This is a genomic window from Frondihabitans sp. 4ASC-45 (genome assembly GCF_049472575.1).
Taxonomy (GTDB): Bacteria; Actinomycetota; Actinomycetes; order Actinomycetales; family Microbacteriaceae; genus Frondihabitans.
Genome location: NZ_JBCEBN010000003.1, coordinates 229,119 through 248,510, shown reverse-complemented (window position 1 = coordinate 248,510; position 19,392 = coordinate 229,119). Strand labels below are relative to the sequence as shown.

Here is a 19,392-nt window from a genome sequence, read left to right as displayed (position 1 = left end):
GAAATGCGTGCAACTCTCGATGAGTTCTACACGGCATCCGACCTGTCAGCGGAACCCCTCAAGGAGGCACTCGAGCAGGTGCAGGAAGCGATCGCGAGATACCGGAAACTCGTCTCCAACCAGCACACGGCACTCAAGGTGTGGGGTGACAGGCTGACCGCCCTCGGCATCCCGCGTGAAGGCTTCACGATCGATGACACCACCGTCACCATCAGCGCCGGCAACCTAATGGGCAGCACCGCAGTCGGCGAGATCACCATCGGTGATGCAACTGTCGAAGCGATCCACCGCCCAAACAGGTTCCTAGTCGACGCAATCAACGACCCCAGCATCACAGGCACCGACCACCGGACACCCATCGAAGAGGTAACCCGGATCGATCGCCGCTCCTAACCGTCACATTCAAGCCGCAGCCGGTGCGCAGCCCGTTCGAGTCGGGCCCCAGCCGCTAAGGTCCATGCCGTGGACACAAACGTGCTTATTGCTCTCATTGCGGGCACAGCCCTGGTGTTGGGTCAAATAGTCCAAAGCTTTCTCAGTCGGGCGCAGGCTAAGTCTGACTTGGAAGGGGACCTTGAGCTTTATAAAGCACTTCCAGCCGAATCCACGGCCAAGGTCGATCTCCTGACCGACATCGATCGGCGTATTTACAACAGGATCCGAAAGAACTCTGCAACGCGGTACGTCTTCGGAATCGTGCTCTCCGTCCTCCTCCTGGTTACCGGTGTGTGGTTTGGGTATCTCTGGTGGGGGGAGGCGAACTGGTACCGATGGGCGTTCGGGGTTCTGGCCGTAGGCCTTGTCGTGTTTGGCCTTGTCGGTGTCTCCATCTATGCCTCCAAGAAAGAGCGTGGGCCCGACGGGCTTGAAGTCAGACGAGATACCGAGTCGTGACTAACGACAAAAGAAGCAACTCTGGGTAAGGAGGGGCGAGTCTTACTTGTCCCACTTCAATGCGTCGAGCGTTGCCTGCCTCTTCTCCTGCGCAGCTTCTTCTCGCTGCGCTAACTCGGCAAGTAACTGGGCTTCCTTCTCCACTTCAATGCGACGCTCTGCGTTGAACGTGCGAAGAGCCGTTTGAATCGCCGGCTGATTTTCGCGCATGTCATCTGCGGTCATCATCCGCCACTCAATCTTGTTCTCGTGAATCTCGAGCGGATCGGCGGAAGATGGACCAACGTTGAGGCCCAACTGGTCAGAGACATGCGAGACGAGCAACCTTGCCTCTGTTACGTCCAAGCGGCGCGTGAGTGTCATCAAGACCATAAAGCGATGACTATCGCTAGGGTGCCGAACGCTTTCCGTACGGCTAACGTTGACTGGTACGTAGGTGTCATAGTCACTCATGATTGGGAGGCTACCTCAAGCTCCCAGGTACTCGTCTAAGGGACTCAGAGGACTAGAACGGGTGGGGGTGACTCCCCTTCCGCATCCAGCAAAAACCGCCGGATAGCAATTCCGGTCCTGCGTGCGCTTCTTCTGTGTTTTTGGGGCCTTCTGGCTGGCCTTTGGTGGCGCATTTGCGGCGCTTTCGTGGCGTCTGCGGGTGGTGCTACCTCTGATCGCTTAGACGCCGGATTCGACGCCGGACTTTCTGCGCGTCAGGCCAGAACCCCGGAAACATGCGGATTATCCGTAACGAGCTTAACCGCGGGGGCACGCTTCTCCGATGTGCCTGCTTGCCGATTTCGTCAGTCGGCGGTACCCGAGTCCGTGGGCCGAAGACGGCAACCAAGCCTGCTGTCTTGGATCTCAGAGGGCCCAATAAGTTGCCTCGTTTACGCCCATAAAGCCTCCTGATCAGGTAAAATTGAGGTGGAGTGAGTACACCTCTAATGCTTTTCCCTAGCTCCGCGCCTGCGGGGCTTTTCCTATTTCTAGCGCCTGCCCTGCACCGAAACACGGTCGAAGGGGCGGGCGCTTTTTCGTGCCCCAGCGAGGGCAGAAAGCGAGGCCCCGATGGCCGGCGACAGAATCACTCGAGTGTCTTTGGTGGCTAACGTCAGCAACTACGTCACAGGCATGAATCAGGCGGCAGCAGCAACGCGAGCGACTGGGACCGCTGCTGAGCGTCTCGGGCAGCAACGCGAGGCGTTTGACAGGCTCGGTAAGGGCATCACGTCGATTGGTGTCGTCGCGGCGGCGTCGGTGGCTAGCTCGGTCAAGAAGTTTGCCGACTTCGATCAGGCGATCTCGAACGTTCAGGCCGCTACCCATGCCTCTGCGGCGACTATGGGGCAGCTCCGTGATGCGGCGATCGACGCGGGCGCGAAGACGGTCTACTCGGCCACGGAGGCAGCGAACGCGATCGAAGAATTGTCCAAGGCGGGCCTGACCTCGAAAGACATTCTCGGTGGCGGCTTGGCCGGTGCTCTCAACCTTGCCGCAGCCGGTGGCCTCGACGTCGCTGATGCCGCTCAGCAGACCGCGATCACGCTGAAGCAGTTCAATCTGGCAGGCAATCAGGCAGGCCACGTAGCCGACCTTCTAGCGGCGGGTGCGGGTAAAGCGGTGGGCGACGTATCCGACCTCTCGGCGGCTCTCGGGCAGGCCGGGTTGGTGGCGAACCAGACGGGCCTCAGCGTCGAGGAAACGACTGGTGTACTCGCCGCGTTTGCCGACAAGGGCCTCCTGGGATCCGATGCCGGAACGAGTCTCAAAACAATGCTGCAGTCGCTTTCACCGAGTTCTAAGCAGGCGGCGGATGAGTTCAAGAAGCTTGGCATCAACGCTTATGACGCTCAGGGCAAGTTTGTCGGTATTGCTGACTTCGCGGGCCAGTACCAGACGGCGCTCAAGAAGCTGAGCCCGGAGCAGCAGGCCACGTCGTCCAAGATCATTTTTGGGTCGGATGCCGTGCGAGCTGCGAACGTGCTCTATAGCGAGGGTGCCGACGGGATCCAGAAATACATCAACCAGACCAACGACACCGGGTACGCGGCAGAAACGGCCCGGATCAAGCTCGACAACCTCAAGGGCGATATCGAGCAGCTCGGCGGCTCTCTCGATACGGCCCTCATCAAGACGGGCTCAGGGGCCAACCTCGCTCTGCGCGACCTCACACAGGGCGCTACCGGGCTGGTGAACGCTTTCGGTCAGGCCCCCGCTCGCGTGCAGCAGACGGCTCTAGCTCTCGGCACGGTCGTCGCCGCGTCGGCGCTCGTCGGTGGTGGGTTCCTGGCGATCGTCCCCAAGGTTGCGGCAGCTCGCGTGGCCCTCCAAACCATGAACGTGACCGGTACGCGCCTCGCTAAGGGGTTCGGTATCGGCGGTGGTGTCGTCGCTGGCCTCGCCGTCGCTACTGCAGCTCTGAGCGGGCTTGGCACCACGGCGAACCTGACTAGCGATCAGGTCTCGAAGCTGAACGCCGCTTCTAAGCTCGGCGACCTGAAAAGCCTAAACGCTCAGTTCAAGGGCCGCGGCGGCGTATTCGACCTGGTGGCTAAGGAATCGACCGGTATGGCCGATGCCCTCAACTACCTGTCTGACTCGTCGCAGCAAGCCAACCGGACTACCGGGGATCTTTTCGCCGGTGTCGGTATCGGCTTGGGCGACACGGGACGCAGGTTCAAGGCTCAGTTTGTTCAGATTGGCACCACTCTTGGCCAGTTGGCGGCCTCGGATCTCCCCTCTGCCACGGACGGGTTCAACAAACTGGTGAAGGCAGCAGGCGGTGGAGACGACACGGCCCGGAAATTGCTCAAGACGATGCCTGACTATGCGTCGGCGCTGACTGACCTGGCGGCAGCGTCGGGTAAGAACCTCTCCCAACAGGAGCTTTTGAACCTCGCTCAGGGCAAGGGGGAGACGGCGGCAAACCTGGCGACTACCGCAGCCAAGAAGCAGGCCGATGGTCTCGCGGACCTCTCGGGCACGGCTACTGCAGCTACCGGTGACATTCAAGATCTCGCGGACGCTATTAGCAATTTTGGCAAGTCGCAGTTTGACGTGAACAGCACCACCCGTGACTTCCAGGCGTCGATTGACGATGCCACGAGCGCGCTCAAGGAGAACGGGCGAACCCTCGACGTCCGCACCGAAAAGGGGCGCGCGAACGCCGCAGCTCTCGACGGGATCGGTTCGTCGGCCCTCGCCTCTGCTAGTGCGATCTACACGAGCACCGGCAGCCAGAAAGCGGCAGCCGCAGCGGTGAGCAGGGGCCGTGATGCCCTAATTGCTCAGGGGCAGCAGTTCGGCCTCACCAAGGGCCAGGCAATCGCTTACGCCGATCGTCTCGGACTGATTCCCAAGAACGTGAATACGGCCATCGGGCTGACAGGTGTCGCAGCGGCCACGCAAGCGCTGTTCACTTTCGGTGGCCAGCTCGACCAGATCACTCGAGCGCGAACCGTGGGTAACACTGCGGTTCTCGCGGCCAATAAAACGGGCCTCCCGGTTGACGGTTCGTTTAAGGTGCCGGGGAAAGCCGTTGGTGGTCAGGTTCGCGGCCCTGGCAGTTCGACCTCCGACAGCATCCCCACTTTGCTCTCTAACGGCGAGTACGTGGTGAAAGCCAAGTCCGTTTCTAAGTACGGGCTCGGGCTCCTAAACGCTCTGAACGCCGGAGAAATCCCGGCATTTGCTAAGGGTGGCCCGGTTGCGGTTGGTGCGGCGAAGCGGAAGCTGGACGATGCTGAGGCGGCTCAGAAGCGTTCTCAGGCGGAGTATGACCGGATCAAGTCGGCAGCAGCAAAGGGTCGGCTGGATGCGGCGAAGAATCGCACTGTGGCTGCGCAGAAAGCGTTGAAGGCTGCGCAAGATGCACCTACTGGCGCTTCGTCGTCTGACCGGATCTCGTTCCGTTCTACGGTGCGCTCTGGTGACTTCGACTCGGGCGAGGGTGTGCGTTCGCTCTACTCGATGGGCCAGGATGCATCCGCGTATTCTTCCAAGACACGGGCGGCGTTTATCGCTCAGGCCAACCGTTCCGAAGTGCGAATGCTGAAGCTCGAAAGGCCTCCGACTAAGCCGGGGCAGCGGTTGAGAAGGCAGCTGACAAGCTCGGCGATCTGCAAGACAAGTCGTCGTCGCTGGCGTCGTCTGTTGCGTCGAACCTTTCGGGTCAGGGTGTCTCGGACTTTGGTTCTGCGTCGTCGTTCGCTTGAGGCCAGTCCCGCACGGCAGCCACTCTGAAACAGCTTGCACCCGTCCTCGACAAGCTGAGCAAGAAGGGCCTCAGCCCCGCTCTCATTGCTCAGATTGCAGGGCTCGCACCCGTCGAGGCATTGCGGATGGCTAAGTCCTTTGACGCGCTCTCGGGGGCTGGAATCAAGTCGGTGAACGCCGACTACAAGTCCGTTCAGTCAACGTCGGCCGCGATCGGTAAACAGGTGGCCGATGCGAACTACGGTCCACAAATCAAGGTTGCTCAGGCCGCGCTCACTGACGCTCGGAAGAACGCCAAGATAATTACCTCGGAGCTCAAGACCCAAGGGCTGCTGCTTCGGAAGGTCGTCGGCAAGGGCCTCGGCCTCAAGGGATACATGGCAGGCGGTCACACCGGGGTGGGCTCGGTAAATCAGGTGGCGGGCATCGTCCACGCTGGCGAGTTCGTCGCCAACGCGCGGGCCACCGCGAACCCGCGTAACCGGATGATGCTCGAGGCCATGAACCGGGCAGGCGCACCCGGCTACGTACAGGGCGGGTACGTTCGACCGGTCAACATGCGAGGAGGTGGCGGCCTCGACGCTAAGGCGATCGTGGACGCGCTCAAAGCTGCACCTGGTGGCAACCAGTTCACGCAACAAAACACCATCACACCGATTCAGGCAGTTGACCCGCAGACGATCACGACCGTACTCGGACGTGAGTTGTCTCGACAGATGGTCGGCATGGTGAGCTAGAGCCCCGAAACCCCCAGGATTAAACCGATCCTGGGGGTTTCGCCTCTTCCGCAACAGATGAAGCTACGAATCTGGATCGTCCTAGGACAGGTCAGCTAGAAGCGATTCTAGGAATTCTGCGAGCTCTGGCGCATCAGCCTTCCCCCGGGACACGAACGTCACGCTTGCCTCTGGATAGGTGGCTTGGAACTTCAAACCGATGATGCTTCCCGAATCGACATTGATGTTCGCTGATTCCACACTGAGCGAGGTGATTCGACTACGCGGATAGACGGTGACGCTCGCTGCGTTGCCGATCGGCTTATCGACGACGACAAACCTGGATTCCGTGAAAACAAAAAAATTACCGGCCCAAGTCTCCCTGTTATCTTGCAGCTCAGCATGCCCTTCGCCAACTACCCGCTTTACCGACTCGGCACCCACCGCGAAGGAAACCCTGTCGACTACATTGCGCATTCCACCGCCAATCCAGGCGTCCTTGTCGTAGGAAAGGGGCTCCCATTGGTCCAGGCTGATTGATAGGGCAGAACTGACGTCTGATCTTGTGCTCTCGAATGACATGAGCTGAGTATGACGTTCAGGCGAAGTACCGGCTAGTGGCTCAGCAGGGTGAGCGAGGATCTTCACCTAGGGCACCGATTTGGTCGCACATTCACCAGAATCAGCCTCCCGAGTTCATCGCGCAGAGAGTCGCTCGACGGAGGCAGTCGCGAGGCGTCTCGCAACTAAGGGGCCCCCGGAGTAGTCATCGGCTCCGGGGCTTCGGGCTCGCCCCTCTTGCCGCCCGCCAAGTCCTAAACCGGGCCTTCACCCACGGCAACGTGCCCCCGAAGATTTGGCCGATGGAAGGGTCTCTAAGTCTCATCTTCTCTTGCGCAGCCTCCACGGACGCCCCGCCCAGAATTAGCTGAATGAAATAAGCGCGATTCGCGTGCGTCGTTGCGGCTATGGCAAGGGCGAACAGGATCACGAACGAGACCGCTGCCACGCTTATAAAGGCAAGGGAAAGCTGCTGCAGTTGCGATTCAGTGGCTGTGCTCACAGCAGCTCGCTTATCCTTCGCGTTCTCGCTGCTCAGCACAGATCCTGGGTAGGCGAAAACCCAGATGCCGACGAGTCCGAATGCTGTGAGGACGATGCACACAAAACTGAACACATAGCCGATCACTATTCTCGGGAGGCCCACGAGAGTAAGAGCTAGATAGCGGGCCGCTTCCAGATCCCTAACTCCCTCAACGGCGGTTCGGCTGGTACCTCGCGGGAGCTTGGAGGCAAGTTCCGTCGTTTTGAAAAGAGATCTTCTGAGGCGGTTCCGGCGACCGAGCTCAATGCCACCCGATAGAAGTCCGGCCACTCCACTGCTACCTAAAATCGACGCAGCGACAACGGCAAACGAGTCCAACCCCATAGCGCGAACAATACGGCCTACAACAGCGGCGATCCAGGGACTGACGTACATCAGTCAAGTTCCAAACCACGGCCTAGGTAATGACTTCCGGCTGGCAACGCCCAATGAAGTCTCGGATGTCCCGTTCGTGCTGCAACATCCAAGCCACCGCAGAATTCAGGGACGCAAAGGTCTTGAGCCACGGTCGCTCCCCGCCTTCGTCGCGGCAGTACGCGTAGCAATCCATCACGTACACGCCAAGCTCTGAACGAGCGAGCACCCTCCGAAGAGGCGGGCCGGCTTCTCCTGGACCACCCAGAAGCCGAACGAGCCGTGTGCGTAAGGATGTGATTGGGGAGGCCTGAACAGTGCTCGACCTATGTTCTCGAAGCTGCTCTGAACGCTTACGGTCCTTAGGGTGCCCTATGCGACCGACACTGGACTCCTACGAGAGAAGCGTAGCTATGTGCTTACCCCCTGGTTGGCCGACAAGATCCAATTCGATGGCTGCACGCGCAGCGAGTCCCAGCGGTGGCACACTTCCTGACCTGAAATGGGCATTAACGATCTGGTCGAGACCAGCGGCCACGAGTCTGGGGGCAATACGCGACGTCATGGAGAGGGAAACAGAGTCGAACTTCGCCGAGTGCATCACAAAGTTTCGCTGGTAGTAAAGCCTCCGGAAAGCTGTCTGTAGGTAGGCACGCACCCTCTTAACCGTTGGTGCCGAGGATGTGGCAAGTTCGTGAATGCGGGCAACGGCAGCCTGTTCTTCCGGTCGTTTGAACCCGGGATCACCGCTACTCACAATGTGATCGACCATGACTGTCATCTGCTCAAATGTCGTTCCATGGCGGATGTCTGGCCCGGATGAGCCCCGCGTCTCCTGTCGCCACCTCTTTACCAATTCAAAGAGTTCTTCGCGAATAAATGAGCACGCAACGACGTCAGCAAGTCGATCGGCGACACTGTGGCCGTTCGACTGCACGCGCCCCAGGAGACCTTCGCAAGCCGCCCAAAGGGTGGCCGCCGAAACGCCGGCGGTGCTCTGAAGGTGAGGCGCGAGCATGGCTAGTGCATCATCAAGCTGCTTTGACTGGGCAGAGTCGTCGATCGCGTCAACCGCGTTTTCGCGAAGAATGGAGGGCACCCGAAGTAGGTCCTGGTCCGCGAGAGCCCAAATCTTCTTCGCGCCTATTTCGACGACTTGGTCGTTAAGGTTTACGCCAAGACTCGCAGTTGCGAGAGCTGCGCGAGACGCGACTCGTTTAGCCCACTCACGGACGGAATCGAGGGCCGAGTGGGGGTCCTTTGCCTGAAAAGACACTTTGAGAACGCACTGAGGTGCAGATACAAGCGGACCTGACTTGACGCTGTTTTCACAGGAATAATACAGAGCTTCAAAGTCAGCAACTGCCATGAGATGCCCCTTGTCCAGAGAATTGCGAACCTCCCTCGACATCTTCACGAAGGGCACGGCGAATTCGTACGTCTTCATCTGCGCGTTTGCCAGCAGCTTGGCTTCGCGAATTAGTTCGACTGCGTTCAGGCTTCCCCTTCTTTTGTCGATCCAGCCGACGAGATGCTTGGGGTGAAGTCCATCGTCAAGGAGATGGCTGGCAAGTGATCGGCACATCGATTCAAATTGTTGGTCGGCCACCTGCCCCGATTCGATCGCGCTGGCCCAGTTTTCTAGGTACGGAAGTCGGCATCGAGTTATGAACTGTTCTAGTTCGGCAAGAGCGGTTCGTCCCTCGTTCGTGGACTCGGGCTTGAGTTTGATGATTATGAGCCGCAACTTCTCTCGCACCACCTCGGAACCTAGTCCAAGGTCGCCTTTAACCAATGACATCGCGTTTTTCTTGAAATCCGCCATCGCGCCGTCGTTCGTTAGGACGTTGTCCCAGGTTGCATTGACCGACTCCACGACCTCAAGCAGAGCCGTCACAGTCCCGACAGTCCACAGCGATCTAAACCAGGGCGCACTCGGGTCACACAGTTCTCGAATGCGATCGACGACAATCGGTTCGAGGATAAATTGACTCGGCGCGCTCATCCACGTATTCTATGGGGAGAGTCAACGACTCTCGCCTTGTCAAACGGGGCCGACATAATGTCGGCCCCGTTTTTGCGTCCGTAGATGATGCTTCAGGCTTATATCTGGTTCTGATGACCTCTCCGAGAATCAGAGCCCCGCTTTTGCGCCGCCTTCCTACCCAGGAGTAGGAATGTGACCGATCGTCAATTCGTCCGGCGCAATCGCTCGCGACTCTGTGGCGTCATCCCAGTTCGGTGCCGATCGATCTGCGGTCGAGTTATCTGCTCCACGTACGCCTCGATTACGGCCAGCGGGAAAAGCCACTTCGCACCAATCTTCATCGCGCCGATCTGCTGGCTCCTAGCCATCCGACGAAGCACCTCCGGAGAAATTTTGAGGTAGTCGGCCGTTGCTTCCAAGGAGTTGACCTCTTCTAGTGGCATCAGCATTGGTTCCTGAGCTCAGTCGGCAGCCAGTCGACGAAGTTGACTTTCAGCGCTGTGCCGAGGGCCATCAAATCTGGGAGGTCAATTCCCCGCTCCCCTCGAAGTTGCCTGCCTAGCGTGGTCCGAGGAATGTCAGTCATTCGAAATAGCTCCGACACGGACAAAAACCTTCGGACGCGCGAGTGATTTACGCGACGTGCCAGCTCAAATCGGAGAGTGTCTGTTGTAGTCATATCCTGAGTCCTGGGCTCGCGGAAGCACAGCCCGACCACGCTCTGCCACATTTGAGAGTCGATTACTTGGAAGTGGGTGTTTGCTACCGAATCTGGACCGATTTCCAAGTGGTTTGACAGAGCTTAAGTCTTCGAACGAAGAAGGTCGGGTGTTGCTGGTTCCAGTAGCAGGGCTCCCGCCAGCGAAGCGGCTGTGAGCGACCGTGCCTCACGCGTGCCGCAAAAGTCCCAATCACCGACTCGCATCCACAACCGGAAGTACCGGGCTAAACCCCGAAAAATCAACGGTGTTGAGGTCAGGCGGGTGTGGTCAACAACGCAGGCTTAGTTCCGCTTCAACAACTAGCTGATCGTACCGCATCGGCTTTTCGTGGGCGTTGTCGTCGGCGGACCGACAGGTTCGGTCTATCGGCGAAGGGATGTCAACTTTAGGCAAGCTAAAGTTGTTTTGACCCGGAATCCGGCAAGGCTAGGCGGTGCACCCATGTACTACGTCGACCTCCTGTGGAGCCCGGAAGACGCGGCGCACCTGAGCCGGAGAGATCGAGCGCCGGGCCGCTATCGCGCCTACGTCCCCGAGGAGTTGCCGCCCGAGCTGCCCCGCCTCTCACGAGAGGCAGAAGAGGCTGCCTCCGACGCGCTCGCGGTCCTCTCTCGTGCCGATGAACGCATTGGCACCCGCGGCCGCTACCTGAATCACCTCCTCATTCGATCCGAGAGCATCTCGTCGTCGTGGATCGAGGGAAATCGCGTCACCCCCAAGAAGCTCGCAATCGCGGAGTTGCTCCGCCAGGGCAACCGGGTCGCTCTCGATGTGGTCGCCAACGTCAGGGCGACCGAGGAGGCGATCGAGGCACTGGCCGATCGCGAGCGAACCATCGCGGTGGCCGATCTGGAACACCTGCAACACGTGATCGAGCCCTCGTTGGCGCCGGGCATCCGGGTCGAGCAGAACTGGGTCGGCGGCAACGGGTGGTCACCTCTTCGCGCCGATTTCGTACCTCCCCCCGAGACGGAGGTCGAGCGCTTACTGGCCAACCTGACGGCCTTTCTCACCGAGACCGGCGGCAACCCCATCGTTCGTGCCGCCCTGGCGCACGCGCAGTTCGAAACAATCCACCCCTTCATCGATGGCAACGGCCGCACGGGCCGTGCCCTCATCCACACCGTGCTGAAACGCGCCGATGCCCTGCGGCACATCCTCGTTCCGATCAGCACGGTGTTCGCCGGCGACGTCGACGCATACATCGCCGGCCTCACCTCCTACCGCGCGAGGAATGTCGACGCCTGGGTCATCGGCTTCGCTCAGGCGACAGAGATCGCGGCCTCGAATGCCGTTCGCCTTGCCGACGACATCGCACGACTCGACGACGCACTGCTGCAGCAACTCCTCGCCTACCGACGATCGCAAGGGCTGGCTCCGGAGTCTCCCCGTGCAGACGCTGTCGTCCTCAAGATTCTGGGTCGACTGTCGAGGGACCCGGTCGTCACAATCGACTCGGTGGCCGAGGCGCATAGTGTCTCGCGGGTGGCGGCGAACAATGCTCTGACCCAGTTGGCGGACGCCCGGATCCTTGGGCGGAGCAAAGATCACAAGGGTCGTCTCGTCTGCTGGACTGCCGACAAGCATCTGGCCCTCGTTGCCCTGACTGAACGGAGCAATCGAGTCGGGGGTGGCGACACGGCCAACAAGAAGCCGCGTCAGGGCCCACCGGTCCCTCCGGGTGACGCTCTCGGGACGTTACGAGAGGGCTAGCAGCGGAGTTCCGTCTCAACAACTAGGCCTCTCTCGAGGTGTGGTCGACCGCTCTCTGGGCACCTGCCACCCCTCCGCCCGCGGTGCTTCACTGAGGTATGGCCGTCTCACCGATGTTCCCGCTCGGATCAGTGCTGTTCCCCTTCATGCCAATCCAGCTGCGGATCTTCGAGCCGCGGTATCTCACGTTGGTCGGCCGCTTGCTCGACGAGGAGGAACCCGAGTTCGGCGTCGTCCTAATCGAGCGCGGACCAGAGGCCGGGGGTGGCGACCAGCGCGCCTCGGTCGGGACAATGGCGCGTCTCGTGAGCGCCGCCGCGGGTGCTGACGACCTGTTCATCGTCGGCCTGGGGACCAAGCGGTTCACGGTCGAGCGCTGGGTCGACGAAGACCCGTACCCGCAGGCCGAGCTCTCGATGCTTCCCGATCTCGAGTGGTCCGAGAAGCTCGCACCCCTGCGGGACCAGGCCGAAGCAGTGGTCCGCCGCTTGATCACCCGAGCCGCGGGGCCCATGTCGGATGACGACATCGAGCTGTCGGACGATCCCGTCGCCGCCGTCTGGCAGCTTGCGGCGATCGCCCCGCTGGGTGATTACGACAGTTACACCCTGTTGAGGTCGACGACGCTGGGGGGTCTCTTGCGTCAGCTGATCGATCTGGCCCTCGAGGCCGAAGAGCTCTGGTCCGCCGAGTGAGGCTTGTCGCTACGGTGCACCACCTCTGGGGTTCCGCGTCGACTGAGGACGACAAGGACGTCCTCTCGAAAGGAGCCGCGCGACGCTGAGCAGGAGAAGTGACGCCGGTCGTCATTCCAGCGAGGAGATCGGTGAGTAAACGCTCCTTTGAGAAGGAGCAGAGGCCCGATGTTCCTTCCGAAAGGATCAGCAACCGGAGCTAAGCGCCAGCCGAACCAGGCCCCGCCATGTGCTCCACGAGCCGCTGCGTCGCCTCCCGCAGCACCCGCCGCGCCACCTCCAGGTCAGCGGCATCGACACCGTCGAACGACAGAGCCGTCGCACGCCCCACAGGATCCGGAAGCTCGGCCCACAGCGCACGCCCGGCGTCGGTGATGCTCAGGATGCGCTGCCGCTGGTCGACCTCGTCGGCCACCTGCGCCACGAGGCCCTTGCGCACGAGCGTCGCGACGACGCCGCTGAGGGTCGCCCGTTCGATGTTCAGCAGCTGGCTCAGGTCGCGCTGTTTCGTCGCACCGACATTGGCGAGCTGGTACAGCACGTACCACTGGGTCGGCCCGAGGTCGTGCTCGCGCAGAACCGACTCGATCAGAGCGCGGGAGGTGAGGTAGTACTTCTTCGCCCACGCTCCGACCGAGTCGTGTTGGTCTTGGGGTTCGTCAGGCACCCGACATGGTTACCACGGAATCGTGGCGTCCTCCCAGCGGGTGAAGGTGCCGGTCGGGTCGTTCGGCCCGAACAGGGCGACGCGGACGACCTCGCGCGAGCCGTCTTCGACGGATTCGGTGCCGGCGAAGTTGTTCAGCGCCGTGCTCGTGAAACCGGGGGAGACCAGGTTGACCTTGATGTCGGTGCCCTCGAGCTCGATCATCATCGCCAGGGTCATCGCGTTCAGCGCCGCCTTGGAGGCGGGGTAGACCGGACCGAAGATGGCGCGGTACGGGAAGCTCGGGTCGGCGTTCGACGCCAGTGAGCCCACGCCGCTCGACACGTTCACGATGCGGGCATCGATACCGTCGCGAAGCAGCGGCAGCATCGCCTGGTAGACCGCGACGACGCCAAAGACGTTGACCTCCCACACCGCGCGGATCTCGTCGAGCGACGCCTGGCTGGCCGTCGACTGCGCCGCGTTCTGCTCCGGGGTGAGGCCCGCACCGAGGGTGTTCGAGATTCCGGCGTTGTTGACGAGGAGGTCGAGGCGGCCGAAGCGCTCGCGGATGGTGCCGGCCGCGGATGCGATGGACGCAGGATCCGTGACGTCCAGCTGGATCGCGTGGGCTCCGCTTCCGATTTCGGCAGCCGCCGCTTCGCCTTTCGCCAGATCACGTGACCCGACCAGCACGGTCACCCCGTGCTCGGCGAGCTCTTTCGCCACCTGCTTGCCGACTCCCTGATTTGCTCCGGTGACCAGTGCGATGCGTTCCGTGGGCATGGCGCCCTCCTTCATGTTCGATGATAATTCGTTTGCTACCTCACAATTATTGTCAGGTAGCAAACGAAACGTCAAGTCCCCCGAGAGCTAGCGGGCCGGGCTGCTCAGCAGCGCGCGTGAGTGGGCGCGGAGGGCCGTGCCCCGATAGGTTTCCTCTGAACCTCGAAATCGAGGTCACCCCGACGAAAGGAACACCATGAGTCTCGGCGGAGGAATCTTCCTGCTCGTTATCGGCGCCATTCTGGCGTTCGCCGTCGACTTCACGGTCGCCGGCGTCAACATCCACCTGATCGGCTACATTCTGATGGCAGCGGGAGCGCTGGGGATCATCCTCGGAATCGTGCTTCTCAGCCGTCGCCGTCAGGTGACCACCACCTCGCGCTCGGGCATCGACTCGGCGACGGGCGAGCGTGTCACGCGCCGTTCGACCGAAGACGGCGGCCCGCTCGTCTGAGTGACCCGCTAGACGGCGACGAAGTCGCGGATCGCCTCGCGCCACCCGGCCAGCTCGGGTGGTGACGAGGCGATTCGCATCTCGGCATTCGGCAGGCGTGACGCCAGGATCTCGGCCGTAGACACCGGGTGCCCGGGGTCGGTAGCCCAGGGCAGAAGCAGCACGGGAAGGTCGAGCGCCCGGAGGTCGTCGGGTGACGGCAGGTCGGACGAGCCCGCTCCGCGAAAAATGGACGCCGCGAGCTCGGGTCGGACATCGGGTTCCGGCGGGTAGCCGGCAATGTCGCGGAACAGCTCGGGGACAGGCGCTGCCGCCATCATCCCGGCCAGCACGCCGGTGCCGCGCGCATCCACCAGGTCGGCCATCTGGCGGTAGACGTCTGTCTGCCCGGCCCGCGTCGCCCAGGCGGTCGGCGGTGCGGTGAGCACGAGGCGGCTGAAGCGCTCCGGCCGTCTGAGCGCGGCGAAGAGCAACGTTGCCGTCCCCATCGACGTGCCGATGCCGGCGACGGGCTCGTCGGGCGAGAACGTGTCGAGCAGTTCGAGTAGATCGTCGGCGAGCGACGACCAGGTGTACGAGGCCGGGTCGGCAGCGCCGGTCGACTCGCCATGACCGCGAGCGTCGTAGGTGACGAGCCGGTTGGTGTCGACGACGCCGGACAGATCGGGGACGCCGAGTCGAGACACTTGCGCTCGGCTGCCCGAAAGACCGTGGGCGTAGACGGCGGTGTGGCCGGATCCTTGTTCCGAGAACGCGATCGTCGCGCCCTGCAGCTCGATCGTTCCCCGCGTGGTGTCAGCCATGTCGCCCTCTCGTGGTCTCGATCAGGCTAGACCCGCACGGGATCTCGAGGGCACTGCGGTCAGCCGTCGGCGGTCTTCGCGAAACCGACCATCCACAGCAGGTAGAAGCCGCCGAGGGCCGAGCAGACGAGCCCGACCGGAATCTGGAACGGATCGAGGATCCGCTGCGCCGCCAGATCACTCGCCGCGAGGAGGGCAGCCCCCATCACCCCCGACGGGAGAAGGCCGACCGACGAGAAGCCTGTCGCGGCACGGGCGAGACGCGGTGCTGCCAGGGCCAGGAATCCGATCGGACCGGCAGTCGAGACCGCCGCGGCCGCCAGGATCGTTCCAGCCGCCACCATGATCAGCTTCTGCAGTCGGGTGCGCACGCCCAGGCCGATGGCGAGATCGTCGCCCAGTTCGAGGATTCCTGCCGGGCGGGCAATCGCGACCACGACGACCGAGGCGACGAGCAGACAGGCCGCGAGAGGGACGATTCGATCCCAGGTGATCAGGTTGAGGCTGCCGTACTTCCACGCGCGCGCCGCCTCGGCCGATTCGAGAGGGGCCCGGCTGATCACGTAGTCGTTGACCGAGGCGAGCAGTGCGGCGACGGCGATGCCGCCCAGGATGAGGCGGTCGCCCGAGAAGCGTCGTGCCGCGGCGAACACAGTAACGACGGTGGCGCAGGCCAGGCCTCCGACAATCGTTCCCCCGGCAATCGACAGGGCCGACGGCGACGGTGTCAGGAGGATGACGACGAGCCCGCCGGTGGCCGCCCCGGTCGTGAAACCGATGATGTCGGGGCTGCCCAGCGGGTTGCGCGAGACGCTCTGGAAGAGCGCCCCCGAGACGCCGAGGCAGCAGCCCACGAGAAGTGCGGCCACGGCGCGGGGCAGGCGCTGCTCGACGACGAGGTAGCGGGCGGTCGCGGTTCCGCCGCCCGTGAGGGCATCGACGACACCGGACAGCTCGAGCCGGTAGGTGCCGGTGGCCACCGACAGCGCTGCGATCGACAGAGCGACGAGCGCGAGGATCCCGGTCACGCCGATCACCCTCGGCCGGATGACCACCGACAGGCCGCCGATCCGCACAGCGCGGCGGCGGGAGAAGCCGCTCACGAGGCTCGCCGCGCGATGAGAAAGAGCAGCACCGGTGCGCCGATGAACGCCGTGACGATACCCGCCTCGATTTCGCCCGGAAACGAGATGATGCGGCCGACGATGTCGGCGGCGAGGAGGAGCGCGGGCCCCAGGACGAGGCTCGAGGCCAGGATCCGACGCTGGTCGGCTCCCCAGATCAGCCGACTGACGTGAGGAACGACGAGCCCGATGAACGAGATCGGGCCGACCGCCGCGGTCGCCGCCCCGCACAGCAGCGTCACCGACAGCACGGCGGCTCCGACCGCGAGGCGAACAGGGATGCCGAGGGATGTCGCCTGCTCGGTTCCCAGCGTCAGCACGTTCAACGTGCGCCCGGACAGGAGGGCGAGAGCGAACCCGAGCGTCAAGAACGGCGCGACGGTGACCACGACGTCCATGCCTCGCGACGTCAGCGACCCCACCACCCACGAGTTGAAGGTCGTGAAAGCGGTGGCGTCGCGCAGGATCACTATGCCGGTTAGTGCGCTCAGACTCGCCCCGAGAGCGACGCCGGCGAGGAGCAGTCGAGTCGGGGAGGCCCGGGATCGGCGAGTGGAGATGACGAACACGAGGAGTGCTGTGCCGGCGGCGCCCACGAGAGCGAACCAGGTGGAAGCGAGAGCCGAACCGCCGCCGAAGACCGCTATTCCGGTCACGACCGCGAGAGCGGCACCAGCGTTGATGCCGAGCAGACCCGGTTCGGCCAAGGGGTTGCGGGTCAGGGCTTGAATGACGGTTCCCGCGACGGCGAGGGCTGCTCCGATCAGAACAGCGAGCAGGGTGCGGGGGAGGCGCAACTGCCAGACGATGATCGACGCCGACGTCGAGTCGTGGGCCAGGAGGCCCCGCATCACCTGCCCGGGGCCCAGCTCGCCCGATCCCACCAGGAGACTCGCGACGGTGAAGCCGATAGCGAGCGCCCCGAGGGAAACGATGCGGATTACCTCCCGAGGAGGGCCCGAGGCAGGGCGGAGTCGTTCATCAGGCATCACGAGTAATTAGGATAGCCTAAGCTAACTTCATGATGAAAAGAACGACCTCACCTGTTGCCATAGTCTTTGCAATCGTCACGGCCACGACACTCTCTCTCAGCGGGTGTGCGCAGGTGTCTGGCGCTTCGGCCACGAGCGAGAAGTCGGCCGCGACGCAGGGCGATGGCTCCTGGACGACGCCGCGCACCATGCCCGCAGGGAAGGGCAGCGATGCCGACGACGGGGTCTTTCCCCGAACGGTCGCCCACTTCGAGGGCTCCACCACCATTCCGTCGGCGCCGAAGAAGATCGTCGTGATCTCGACCGGGCAGGCGGATGCCCTGCTCACGCTGGGGCTCACCCCTGCTGCCTCGACCTCGGGCGACGGTGCCGACCTCGTCCCCGCGTACCTCACCGAGGCGTTCCCGGCGAAGGCTTCGCAGCTGGCCGATGTCGTCGACGTCGGCAATCGCTTCGAACCCAACCTCGAAGCGATCGCGAACGTCGACCCGGATCTGATCCTCATGAACATCGCCGGGAAGGATGCTGCCGGCCTGTACGCCGGTCTTACCGCCATCGCCCCGACCGTCGCCACGCAGGGAACGGGGAAGTATTGGAAACAGGACTTCCTTCTCCTTGCCGATGCCGTCGGTAAAACGCAGCAGGCCGAGGCGTGGCTGACGGACTACCAGGATGACGCCGCCGCCTTCGGTCGCAGCGTCGACGCTGATCCGGCCGTCTCGTTCCTTCGAAAGAGCGCCGATCGCACCCGGGTCTTCGGTGTCGCCTCGTTCAGTGGCTCCGTCGCGGAAGACGCCGGACTCGCTCGCCCGTCGACCCAGGCGTTCACCGACGACACCTCGGTCGATATCTCCGCAGAACAGCTGTCGCAGGCCGACGGTGACTGGGTTTTCTACGGCGTCCAGGGTGGCGACGAGACCGAACTCACCGGCTTGCCGCTCTGGCCGACCCTCACTGCGGTGTCGGCCAAGCACGCCGTCGCGGTCGACGACGACACGTTCTTCTTGAATGTGGGCCCGACTGCGGCCCGTGCCGTGCTTCAGCAACTGAAGAAAACGCTGGGGTAGATCGTCACGGCGTCGTCGCGGCCTGCATCACCTACCCGGTCCAGTCGGTCGGCACCTGCCGCCGAGTGGACCGGGACGCGACGGATGCCGTCTTCCAGGAGGCGAGGTAGCTGCGAATCGACTCCGCAGCGCTTCTCAGCTGGTCGGGCGGCCCCGGGTGGGCCATTCGGTATTCCAAGTGGGTGTGGTCGCGGGCGATATCGCAGGTGCACGACACGCGGATCGGCTGCCCGGTGGCCAGGCTGCGGAACACCTCGGCGTGAGGCGAATAGCGGTGTGGGGTCATTTCACCGCGCTCGATTCTTGCGCGCTCATATCTGTGGGCTCATTTCTCCGCGCTCATATCTTCGGGCTCATTTCTCACGAGGAGTCGCCGCGCTGAATCGCCGCAGTTATCCCAGACGATCGTCTGACATAGATGATCGTATAGTGAGGGACCGGGAATCGAAAGACCCGGAGCAGCGCTCGTCTGAGGGGTTCCATGAATCAACGCCAAGCAGGAATGGCCCGCGCTCGACAGGAGATCGTCGAGGCGGCCGGTGCCGAATTCGCGGCGCACGGGTACGAGGGCACGTCGTTCTCGGGTGTTGCCGCGGCGATGAACAAGCCGAAGTCGGCCATCGGCTACCACCTCTTCCCGTCGAAGCACAGTCTCGCCGTGGCTGTGATCACTGATCAGCAGGCCCGATGGCAGCGCTTCGACGACGCGATCCCGGCATCGCGAGGCGTCGAGAAGCTCGCGACCATGCTGCTGTCGTCGGCGCTCAACGCTCAGGAGTGCCCGGTCGCCGCCGGATCGATTCGGCTCCTTCACGAGCTGCGGCGGGCAGACATCGAGGTGCCCGAAGGGTACGACTGGTACCGCTTCGCCCGCGACCAGATCGAGGCCGAACTCGACGGGTCGCGATCCTCGCCTCTCGGTGATTCAGAGGCCGCCGCACAACTCGTCGTCAACGCCACCTTCGGGGTGCTCGGCGCCCTCCCGACTCCGGGTGGCCCGGGTGTCGAGGTGCGTCTCAAAGCCTTGTGGGTTCCCCTCTTCCAGTCCATCGGGATCACCGACGCCGAGAGCGTCGTGTCTGGCATCACACCGCTCGCTTCCGAACACCCCTGACCAGGCCT

At 62.7% G+C, this 19,392-nt stretch carries 20 protein-coding genes; 9 read left to right on the top strand and 11 right to left on the bottom strand.

What is annotated here, in order from left to right; translation table 11 throughout:
- Positions 1-3: 3 nt before the first annotated feature.
- Positions 4-393: a hypothetical protein gene (locus VH571_RS07330; RefSeq protein ID WP_423263948.1), complete on the top strand. Its 390-nt coding sequence runs from the start codon at positions 4-6 to the stop codon at positions 391-393.
- Positions 394-462: 69 nt separating this feature from the next.
- Positions 463-894 carry a hypothetical protein gene (locus VH571_RS07325; protein ID WP_423263947.1) on the top strand — a complete coding sequence of 144 codons (432 nt, stop codon included), beginning with the start codon at positions 463-465 and terminating at the stop codon, positions 892-894.
- A 42-nt stretch (positions 895-936) separates the two neighbouring features.
- On the opposite strand, the gene VH571_RS07320 is transcribed toward VH571_RS07325, so the two are convergent.
- The gene (locus VH571_RS07320) at positions 937-1,347 is read right to left on the bottom strand and encodes a hypothetical protein (protein ID WP_423263946.1); all 411 of its coding nucleotides are present in this window, start codon (positions 1,345-1,347) and stop codon (positions 937-939) included.
- A gap of 612 nt (positions 1,348-1,959) precedes the next feature.
- Between VH571_RS07320 and VH571_RS07315 the strand changes: the two genes are divergently transcribed.
- Both VH571_RS07315 and VH571_RS07310 read left to right on the top strand, forming a co-directional pair.
- Complete coding sequence (locus VH571_RS07315; protein WP_423263945.1) at positions 1,960-5,133, top strand: phage tail tape measure protein; 3,174 nt, start codon at positions 1,960-1,962, stop codon at positions 5,131-5,133.
- A gap of 143 nt (positions 5,134-5,276) precedes the next feature.
- The gene (locus VH571_RS07310) at positions 5,277-5,843 is read left to right on the top strand and encodes a hypothetical protein (protein WP_423263944.1); all 567 of its coding nucleotides are present in this window, start codon (positions 5,277-5,279) and stop codon (positions 5,841-5,843) included.
- Positions 5,844-5,924: 81 nt separating this feature from the next.
- Here the strand turns inward: VH571_RS07310 and VH571_RS07305 are convergent, their stop codons facing one another.
- The 4 genes from VH571_RS07305 to VH571_RS07290 form a co-directional block, all read right to left on the bottom strand.
- The gene (locus VH571_RS07305) at positions 5,925-6,404 is read right to left on the bottom strand and encodes a hypothetical protein (RefSeq protein WP_423263943.1); all 480 of its coding nucleotides are present in this window, start codon (positions 6,402-6,404) and stop codon (positions 5,925-5,927) included.
- 184 nt (positions 6,405-6,588) lie between these two features.
- Entirely contained in the window at positions 6,589-7,302 is a 714-nt protein-coding gene (locus VH571_RS07300; protein WP_423263942.1) for a hypothetical protein, read from the bottom strand.
- 373 nt (positions 7,303-7,675) lie between these two features.
- Positions 7,676-9,286 carry a hypothetical protein gene (locus tag VH571_RS07295; protein ID WP_423263941.1) on the bottom strand — a complete coding sequence of 537 codons (1,611 nt, stop codon included), beginning with the start codon at positions 9,284-9,286 and terminating at the stop codon, positions 7,676-7,678.
- A gap of 185 nt (positions 9,287-9,471) precedes the next feature.
- The gene (locus tag VH571_RS07290; protein ID WP_423263940.1) at positions 9,472-9,711 is read right to left on the bottom strand and encodes a helix-turn-helix domain-containing protein; all 240 of its coding nucleotides are present in this window, start codon (positions 9,709-9,711) and stop codon (positions 9,472-9,474) included.
- A 720-nt stretch (positions 9,712-10,431) separates the two neighbouring features.
- On the opposite strand from VH571_RS07290, the gene VH571_RS07285 reads away from it, so the two are divergent.
- Both VH571_RS07285 and VH571_RS07280 read left to right on the top strand, forming a co-directional pair.
- Entirely contained in the window at positions 10,432-11,703 is a 1,272-nt protein-coding gene (locus VH571_RS07285; protein ID WP_423263939.1) for a Fic family protein, read from the top strand.
- A 98-nt stretch (positions 11,704-11,801) separates the two neighbouring features.
- A complete protein-coding gene (locus VH571_RS07280; RefSeq protein ID WP_423263938.1) occupies positions 11,802-12,398 on the top strand; it encodes an LON peptidase substrate-binding domain-containing protein in 597 nt (198 codons plus the stop codon).
- Positions 12,399-12,597: 199 nt separating this feature from the next.
- Here the strand turns inward: VH571_RS07280 and VH571_RS07275 are convergent, their stop codons facing one another.
- Complete coding sequence (locus VH571_RS07275; protein WP_123942884.1) at positions 12,598-13,065, bottom strand: MarR family winged helix-turn-helix transcriptional regulator; 468 nt, start codon at positions 13,063-13,065, stop codon at positions 12,598-12,600.
- Positions 13,066-13,074: 9 nt separating this feature from the next.
- Complete coding sequence (locus tag VH571_RS07270) at positions 13,075-13,830, bottom strand: SDR family NAD(P)-dependent oxidoreductase (RefSeq protein ID WP_423263937.1); 756 nt, start codon at positions 13,828-13,830, stop codon at positions 13,075-13,077.
- Positions 13,831-14,026: 196 nt separating this feature from the next.
- Between VH571_RS07270 and VH571_RS07265 the strand changes: the two genes are divergently transcribed.
- Positions 14,027-14,284, top strand: a complete 258-nt coding sequence (locus VH571_RS07265) for a DUF6458 family protein (RefSeq protein WP_055963154.1) — start codon at positions 14,027-14,029, stop codon at positions 14,282-14,284.
- Positions 14,285-14,292: 8 nt separating this feature from the next.
- Here VH571_RS07265 and VH571_RS07260 read toward each other — a convergent pair whose 3' ends face one another.
- The 3 genes from VH571_RS07260 to VH571_RS07250 are packed head-to-tail and all read right to left on the bottom strand — an operon-like array spanning position 14,293 to position 17,200.
- The gene (locus VH571_RS07260) at positions 14,293-15,087 is read right to left on the bottom strand and encodes an alpha/beta fold hydrolase (RefSeq protein WP_423263936.1); all 795 of its coding nucleotides are present in this window, start codon (positions 15,085-15,087) and stop codon (positions 14,293-14,295) included.
- A 59-nt stretch (positions 15,088-15,146) separates the two neighbouring features.
- Positions 15,147-16,190, bottom strand: a complete 1,044-nt coding sequence (locus VH571_RS07255) for a FecCD family ABC transporter permease (protein WP_423263935.1) — start codon at positions 16,188-16,190, stop codon at positions 15,147-15,149.
- A complete protein-coding gene (locus VH571_RS07250; RefSeq protein ID WP_423263934.1) occupies positions 16,187-17,200 on the bottom strand; it encodes a FecCD family ABC transporter permease in 1,014 nt (337 codons plus the stop codon). Before VH571_RS07250 ends, VH571_RS07255 begins: the two co-directional genes overlap by 4 nt.
- A 116-nt stretch (positions 17,201-17,316) precedes the next feature.
- Here VH571_RS07250 and VH571_RS07245 point away from each other — a divergent pair, with 116 nt between their 5' ends.
- Complete coding sequence (locus VH571_RS07245) at positions 17,317-18,270, top strand: ABC transporter substrate-binding protein (protein WP_423263933.1); 954 nt, start codon at positions 17,317-17,319, stop codon at positions 18,268-18,270.
- Between the two features lie 31 nt (positions 18,271-18,301).
- Here VH571_RS07245 and VH571_RS07240 read toward each other — a convergent pair whose 3' ends face one another.
- Entirely contained in the window at positions 18,302-18,556 is a 255-nt protein-coding gene (locus tag VH571_RS07240; protein ID WP_423263932.1) for a hypothetical protein, read from the bottom strand.
- Positions 18,557-18,751: 195 nt separating this feature from the next.
- On the opposite strand from VH571_RS07240, the gene VH571_RS07235 reads away from it, so the two are divergent.
- Positions 18,752-19,384 carry a TetR family transcriptional regulator gene (locus VH571_RS07235; protein ID WP_423263931.1) on the top strand — a complete coding sequence of 211 codons (633 nt, stop codon included), beginning with the start codon at positions 18,752-18,754 and terminating at the stop codon, positions 19,382-19,384.
- Positions 19,385-19,392: the final 8 nt, after the last annotated feature.

Excerpts from the sequence above, each read along its gene's own strand:
- VH571_RS07330 (WP_423263948.1), top strand. The coding sequence starts at position 4 with ATGCGTGCAACTCTCGATGAGTTCTACACGGCATCCGACCTGTCAGCG.
- VH571_RS07320 (WP_423263946.1), bottom strand. The coding sequence starts at position 1,347 with ATGAGTGACTATGACACCTACGTACCAGTCAACGTTAGCCGTACGGAA.
- VH571_RS07315 (WP_423263945.1), top strand. The coding sequence starts at position 1,960 with ATGGCCGGCGACAGAATCACTCGAGTGTCTTTGGTGGCTAACGTCAGC.
- VH571_RS07305 (WP_423263943.1), bottom strand. The coding sequence starts at position 6,404 with ATGTCATTCGAGAGCACAAGATCAGACGTCAGTTCTGCCCTATCAATC.
- VH571_RS07300 (WP_423263942.1), bottom strand. The coding sequence starts at position 7,302 with ATGTACGTCAGTCCCTGGATCGCCGCTGTTGTAGGCCGTATTGTTCGC.
- VH571_RS07295 (WP_423263941.1), bottom strand. The coding sequence starts at position 9,286 with ATGAGCGCGCCGAGTCAATTTATCCTCGAACCGATTGTCGTCGATCGC.
- VH571_RS07290 (WP_423263940.1), bottom strand. The coding sequence starts at position 9,711 with ATGCCACTAGAAGAGGTCAACTCCTTGGAAGCAACGGCCGACTACCTC.
- VH571_RS07285 (WP_423263939.1), top strand. The coding sequence starts at position 10,432 with ATGTACTACGTCGACCTCCTGTGGAGCCCGGAAGACGCGGCGCACCTG.
- VH571_RS07280 (WP_423263938.1), top strand. The coding sequence starts at position 11,802 with ATGGCCGTCTCACCGATGTTCCCGCTCGGATCAGTGCTGTTCCCCTTC.
- VH571_RS07270 (WP_423263937.1), bottom strand. The coding sequence starts at position 13,830 with ATGCCCACGGAACGCATCGCACTGGTCACCGGAGCAAATCAGGGAGTC.
- VH571_RS07265 (WP_055963154.1), top strand. The coding sequence starts at position 14,027 with ATGAGTCTCGGCGGAGGAATCTTCCTGCTCGTTATCGGCGCCATTCTG.
- VH571_RS07260 (WP_423263936.1), bottom strand. The coding sequence starts at position 15,087 with ATGGCTGACACCACGCGGGGAACGATCGAGCTGCAGGGCGCGACGATC.
- VH571_RS07250 (WP_423263934.1), bottom strand. The coding sequence starts at position 17,200 with ATGCCTGATGAACGACTCCGCCCTGCCTCGGGCCCTCCTCGGGAGGTA.
- VH571_RS07240 (WP_423263932.1), bottom strand. The coding sequence starts at position 18,556 with ATGACCCCACACCGCTATTCGCCTCACGCCGAGGTGTTCCGCAGCCTG.
- VH571_RS07235 (WP_423263931.1), top strand. The coding sequence starts at position 18,752 with ATGAATCAACGCCAAGCAGGAATGGCCCGCGCTCGACAGGAGATCGTC.